The organism is Eggerthella sp. (assembly GCF_048329335.1).
Taxonomy (GTDB): domain Bacteria; phylum Actinomycetota; class Coriobacteriia; order Coriobacteriales; family Eggerthellaceae; genus Eggerthella; species Eggerthella lenta.
On record NZ_DBFEGU010000195.1, the window covers coordinates 1 to 5,908 of the forward strand.

A 5,908-nucleotide genomic window follows, 5' to 3' on the forward strand; every position below is an offset into this window, starting at 1 on the left:
TGTTTCACGTGAAACATCCCGACGGGCGCGACAATAGCGGCTGCGCCGGGAGTGAACTCTCGACAAATTGAAAAGCGCTCGAGTCGGACGGGGAAGAGAACAGGAAGCAACGAGAGAAGAATCCAGGCGAGAACAGGTTGCGCGCAAGGAGAACGCAATCCAGGCGCGTGCAGACTACAGTTCGACCTCGTTCAAGGTCGGGTCCGCCTCCCGCAACGCCTCCACCACTTCCTCATGGCAGGTGAACAGGATCACCTGGCGCATACGGGCGAGCTCGGCCAACGCGCGGGCGGCGCCCGCACGTCGGGACGTGTCGAAGTTCACGAGGATGTCGTCGGCCAGGATGGGCACGGCGCGACCCACGTTGTCGGCGGTCATCAGCAGGGCGATGCGCAGCGCGAGGTACAGCTGCTGGCACGTGCCCAGCGACAGATGGCCGGGATCGCGCGTGGTCTTCACCGCGTCGGTCACCTGCAAGCGGCCCTCGGCGGTGAGGCTCACCTTCGTCCAGCGGCCGTCCGTCATCAACGACAACAGGCGGCTGGCCTGACGATACACCTCCGGCTGGCTCTTGCTCTCCCAAGTGGCGATGGCGCTTTCCAGCATGCGGCGCGCCAGCAGCAGGCGCGCGTAGTCCTGCGCGCTCTCGTCCTGGCGCGTGCGGATCTGCTGGTACAGCAGCTTGTACTCGTCGAAGTCGCGCAGGTGCTGGGCATGGGAAAGCTCCTGCTTGAGCTCGCCGTAGCGGCGGTTGAGGCCTTCGCTGGCCTCCATGAGCCCCATGCGCTGCTGCGACTTCTGCGCGATAGCCTCGTCGACGGCGTCGAGGGTGCGCTCGGCGCGCAGGTCGATTCGCTCGTACAGGCGGCGGCGTTGGCGCTTCGCGCTGGCCAGGCTCTCCTCCAGCGCGCTGCGGCGCGACACGAGCGCCTGCAACCGCTGCTGGAACAGGTTGTTCTCGGCGCGCGCGTCCTTCGCCTCGTCCAGCAGCGTACGCGATCGGCGCAGCGATCCCTGCGCCTCGGCCAAGCCCGCGGCGTCCAGCTGGGCACGGGCGCGGTTCCTGAACGCTGCCTGGCTTTCCAGGCACGCTTCCAGCTTCTTCTTGTCTTGCAGCATCACCCACTGGGCGTCCTGCTTGCGCGCTTCCTTCGCGTCCTCTTCCTTGTTGGGGCGAAACAGCATCACCATCGCGGCCAGCGCCAGCATGATGGCGAACACCACCAGACCGATGCCGAGCGCCGTGAACGACAAGCTGGTGATCTCGCGGCCGTGAATGAACAGGGGCAAGCCCGTGCACACGAACATGAGCGGCAGCGCGATGGACAGCCCCACCTGCACGCTGCGCTGGCGGCGAGCGCGTTCGCGTTGGGCGCGTTCGTCGTCGGTTTCCAGCAGCGCCTCGTAAGCGGCCTTCGACGTTGCGAAGTTGTCCTGCGCCAGATCGACGGCGTGCTCGCATTTCGCCTCGTCGACCGCCAGCGAGTCGATCTGGTCGCGCAGGGCGCGCTCTTCCGACGCTGGCAGCTCAACCAGCTCAGACACGCTGCGGTCGGCGGCGCAATGGGTTGTGACCAGCACGTCCTCCTCGTCGCACAGCGACGCTACCTGGTCGGTCAGCGAGTCTATCTCGTGATCCAGCTTCTCGATGTTCGAGCGTTGGACGGTCAGCGTCTCGATAGACGTGTTCAGAGCATCGAGGCGCGCCAGAAGCTCGTTGCGCTGGGGTTCCAGCTCGCGGAACTCCTTATCCTGCCGCTTGAAGCGCTCGGCCTCCTCGGCGGCGGCCGTCATCTTGGCGCGCAGCTCGTTCTCCTGCGTCGTGAGGTTGGCGATGGAGTGCTCGACGCCGGCGGCGCGCGAAGTGTACTCAGCCAGCTTTTCCTGCACGGTGGCCAGCGCGTGAGCGGGCGAAGCGCCCGTTCCCGAACCGGCGGTGAGCAGCTTAGCCGTAACGTCGGTGGTGTTGCGCAGCGTCCGCAGCTCGTCGCTGGTCAGGGAGAACATCGTCTGAAATGTCTCTTTGTCGATGTCGGCCACGAGGGATGCGTCGCCTTGCAAGCCGTCGCTGTTGCGCACGCGCGAGAGCTCGAGCTCGGGCGCGCGAGAGGGTTCAGGCGTGGGAAGCGGCGCAGCTGACGCCGCGAGGGAACCGTCGGCTTCGACGGCGGCGACGCGCCCGTCCGGGGCGGCGAGGGCGGGCGCATCCGACGGCGCGGACGAAACGCCGGAGGACGCGTCGCGCTGGGCGAAGAACAGCGATCCAGATCGCTCCGCATTCGCAGGCTTGTAGGTGTTGCGGCTGCCGCGCGCTTCTTCCCAGCCGAACAGCACGCCGCCCACGAACGACGCGAGCGTGGTCTTGCCGGCTTCGTTCGGCCCGTACACCACGTTGAGGTGCGGGGCGAACGGACCCACCGCTTTGTTTGAGAACGCGCCGAAGCTGACGATCTTGATATGCTCGAGATAGGACCGCTTCATTGCTCGTCCCCTTGGGCCAGCAAATCGAGCACGAGGTTCTCGGCCGCCTCGGCGAATGCATCGATATTGCGCGTGTAGGCGCTGGGCAGCTGGATGTTCTTCTTGATGAACTCATCCTGCAAAAACGCGATGGCCTCGTCGGGATTGCGCCGCTGCGCGTCCGCCACCTGCAGGAACACCGCAGGGAACAGCCCTTCGCGGCGCAGCGCCTCCTTGTCGCGCGGCGGCACCGTGAGGTTCGTCAACGCGTCGCAGAAGAATGCCGAATACGCATCGTTCACGTGTTTGCGCAGGCCGGCGATCACATCGGCGCGGTCGAGCATGGCGTGCATCGGGGTCGCGCCCTCCAGCGCAATGCGCACCACCATCTCCTCGCAATGCGCCTTGCCGTTCTCGCGGAACAGCTCGCGCATGATCTTGTCGGTGATGTCGGGCAGGTTCGCGCAATCGGACACGTCCACGTGCATCCGCTGCCACACGACGCTTGCCGTGGGGATGAACTCCAGCTCGTTTTTCGCGCCTTCCCGCAGCGTGACGCAGAACACGCCGCGCTCGCCCGTCTCCTTGATGTCGCGGCCTTGGATGCAGCCGGAGAACACGAGGCGCGGGTCGTCGAAAGAGGGGTAGGCGTACTTCATGTGGATGTGCCCAAGCGCCCAGTAGTCCATGCCCGCGTGCATGAGGACGGCGGGGTCTACCGGGGCTTTCACCGGATCGAGGTTGAGGCCGGTGTGCAGCAGGCCCACTGCGAACGGGGCTTCCGCAGCGTGCGGATGCTGGACGGCTAGCGCCTGCTCGGCCGCTTCGCGCGTGACGCCTTCGGCGATGCACTCGTCCATCGGCCACGTTTGGTTGTAGTAGCCGCGGCCGCCGATCAGGCACAGCGGTTGGCCGTCGCGCTCCACCAGCGCGAAGCCGGGTCGGTCGCCCGGCAGCATGGTGGCGTTGGGCGGCAGCGAGAAGAAGTCGTGCTGCCACGAGGTGTACGGATCGTGGTTGCCCGTGATCAGGTACACCGGAATGCCCGCCTCGCCTAGGCGTTCCAACCCTTCGAAGAAGTGCAGATAGTCGCCGTACGAGGGGCGCGCGGAGTCGAATATGTCGCCCGACACCACCACGAAGTCCACGTCGCGGGCAATGGCCGCGTCGACCATGCGGTCGTACGATTCCGGGATGGCGCTGAGCAGGCGGTTCGCCCATTTGGACGAAAGCGCGCGCAACCCGCGGAACGGCGCCCCCAGATGGAGGTCCGATGCATGGATGAATGTGACGCGTTTCGACATGAGCCCAGTGTACCGCGAAACGGCTCAACAGGGGCTTTACATATAGCCGCCCACGCGCGAATCGTCGATGAAATCCATGAAGCGGGTGTACTCGGCGTTGAAGGCCAGCGGGATGTCGCGCGTGGGGCCGTTACGGTGCTTCGCGACGATCAGCTCGGCCGAGCCCAGGTCGGGGCGGTCTTCGCTCTCGGCCTCGATCTCGTCCATGCTTCGGTCGATGAACATGACGATGTCGGCGTCCTGCTCGATGGAGCCCGATTCGCGAAGGTCGGACAGCATCGGGCGCTTCTTGCCGCGCATCTCCACCGCACGGGACAGCTGCGACAGCGCGATGACGGGCATGTCCATCTCCTTCGCCAGCACCTTCAGGCCTCGCGAGATCTCGCCGACCTCGACGGCGCGGTTGCCGTCTTTGCGCGACTGCGGCGGCGACATGAGCTGCAGGTAGTCGACGATGATGATGCCCTTCTCGGCGGAGCGCAGCTCGCGGCGGGCCTTGGCGCGCAGCTCCAAGATGGACAGCGACGGCGTGTCGTCGATGAACATGTCCAGCTTGCTCAGCGTGTTAGACGCGTCGGCAATGGCGCCCCAGTCCGACTCCTGCACCTGGCCGGCGCGCAGGCGCGACAGGTTCACGCGGGCTTCGGCGCACAGGATACGCTGCACCAGCTGCGCCGCGCTCATCTCCAACGAGAGAAAGGTGACGGTTGCCCCAGCCTTGGCCGCGTTCGTGGCCAGGTTCAGTGCGAACGACGTCTTGCCCACGCCGGGTCGGGCCGCGAGGATCACCAGGTCGCCGCCACGGAAGCCGTGGAACAGGTCGTCCACGTCCTTGAACCCGCTGGGGATGCCGGCCATGGCGTCCTTCTGCTCGGCCAGCTTCGTCAGCTCCTCGAACGCCTCGGTTAGCAGCACGTCCATGCGCTTGAACGCCGAGGACACGCGCTTCTCGGTGACGTGGAACAGTGTTTTCTCGGCCTCTTCCACCACCACGCCCAAATCGTCGGGGGCGTCATAGGCCAGCGCCTCGATCTCGCCCGACGCGCGGATGAGGTCGCGCAGGATGGAGGTGCGCTTGACGATTTCCAGGTGGTTCTGCCAGTTGGTGAGGGCGAACGTGTTGTCTGCCAGCTCGATGAGGTACGCTTTGCCGCCCACGGCCTCCAGCTGACCCATGGCCTTCAGGTTGTCGGCCAGCGAGATGTGGTCGATGGGGATGTGGCGCACGTACAGGTCCATCATGGACTCGTAGATGCGCTGGTGGGCGATGCGGTAGAAGTTCTCCTTGACCAGCTTCGGAGCCACTTCCTCGATAGCTTCCTGGTTGAGCATGCAGGCGGCCAGGACGGATTTCTCCGCCTCGATGTTCTGCGGATCGATCTTTCGCCGATCCGATACGGTGGTTTCTTCCGGTGCGAAGTCGGCGCTGTACGGCGCGGGTGAAGACATGCTCGAACTCCCTCTCGAATAGCGTGAGTCCCTATGATACAACACTTGTCGCGCGGGGTCGGCCACTGTTACCGGAAGCCTCGGCCGCGTATCGAAGAGCAACCGACGCTCCACGCGCAACAGCCTCGGCGGTTCGCCGCCGCACGGAGGGATGTTTCACATGAAACATCCCGGAAAGAACAGTGCCGTCCTTGCGAAACGAAGAGACCCCCTTCGCGCGCCGTAAAGGGCGAAGGGGGTCTCGCTACGGCTGCGACCGTTCGGCCGCTGCCGCGAAATGCTTCGGATACCTCCCGAGCTGCTATTCAGCGGCCTCGGCGGTCTCCTCGGCGGGAGCCTCGACGACTTCCTCGATCGTCTCCTCGACAACCTCGGCCTCGGCAGGAGCGACCTCGTCGTCCGCGCCGCCGACGAACAGCTTCACCGTCGTCTTGATGTCGCGGTACAGCGAGATGGTCACCTCGTGCTGGCCGGCCGTCTTGATGGCGTGGCCCAGCTCGATGCGGCGACGATCGATGTCGACGTCCGTCGCGGCCTTGATGGCATCGGCGATCATCTGAGCGGTAACGGAACCGAACAGCTGACCCTCTTCGCCCACCTTGGCTTCGACCTTGACGAGCGCGCCGTCGAGCGTTTCCTTGATCTTGCCGGCGTCGGCAAGGCGGTTCTCTTCGCGCTTGGCGATGTTGTGCTTG

Annotated in this window: 4 protein-coding genes; all 4 read right to left on the bottom strand. The window is 65.4% G+C overall.

From position 1 onward, the window contains the following. Window positions 1-174: 174 nt before the first annotated feature. On the bottom strand, window positions 175-2,481 hold the full coding sequence (locus tag ACMO6A_RS06475; protein WP_009305607.1) for an AAA family ATPase: 2,307 nt from the start codon (window positions 2,479-2,481) through the stop codon (window positions 175-177). After that, on the bottom strand, window positions 2,478-3,764 hold the full coding sequence (locus ACMO6A_RS06480; RefSeq protein WP_009305606.1) for a metallophosphoesterase family protein: 1,287 nt from the start codon (window positions 3,762-3,764) through the stop codon (window positions 2,478-2,480). The genes ACMO6A_RS06475 and ACMO6A_RS06480 overlap by 4 nt, the downstream gene beginning before the upstream one ends. A 36-nt stretch (window positions 3,765-3,800) precedes the next feature. Continuing rightward, complete coding sequence (gene dnaB, locus ACMO6A_RS06485) at window positions 3,801-5,213, bottom strand: replicative DNA helicase (RefSeq protein WP_009305605.1); 1,413 nt, start codon at window positions 5,211-5,213, stop codon at window positions 3,801-3,803. 301 nt (window positions 5,214-5,514) lie between these two features. Continuing rightward, window positions 5,515-5,908: 50S ribosomal protein L9 (rplI, locus tag ACMO6A_RS06490; protein WP_418470936.1), on the bottom strand; the 394-nt coding region annotated here is incomplete at its 5' end.

Excerpts from the sequence above, each read along its gene's own strand:
- ACMO6A_RS06475 (WP_009305607.1), bottom strand. The coding sequence starts at position 2,481 with ATGAAGCGGTCCTATCTCGAGCATATCAAGATCGTCAGCTTCGGCGCG.
- ACMO6A_RS06480 (WP_009305606.1), bottom strand. The coding sequence starts at position 3,764 with ATGTCGAAACGCGTCACATTCATCCATGCATCGGACCTCCATCTGGGG.
- dnaB (WP_009305605.1), bottom strand. The coding sequence starts at position 5,213 with ATGTCTTCACCCGCGCCGTACAGCGCCGACTTCGCACCGGAAGAAACC.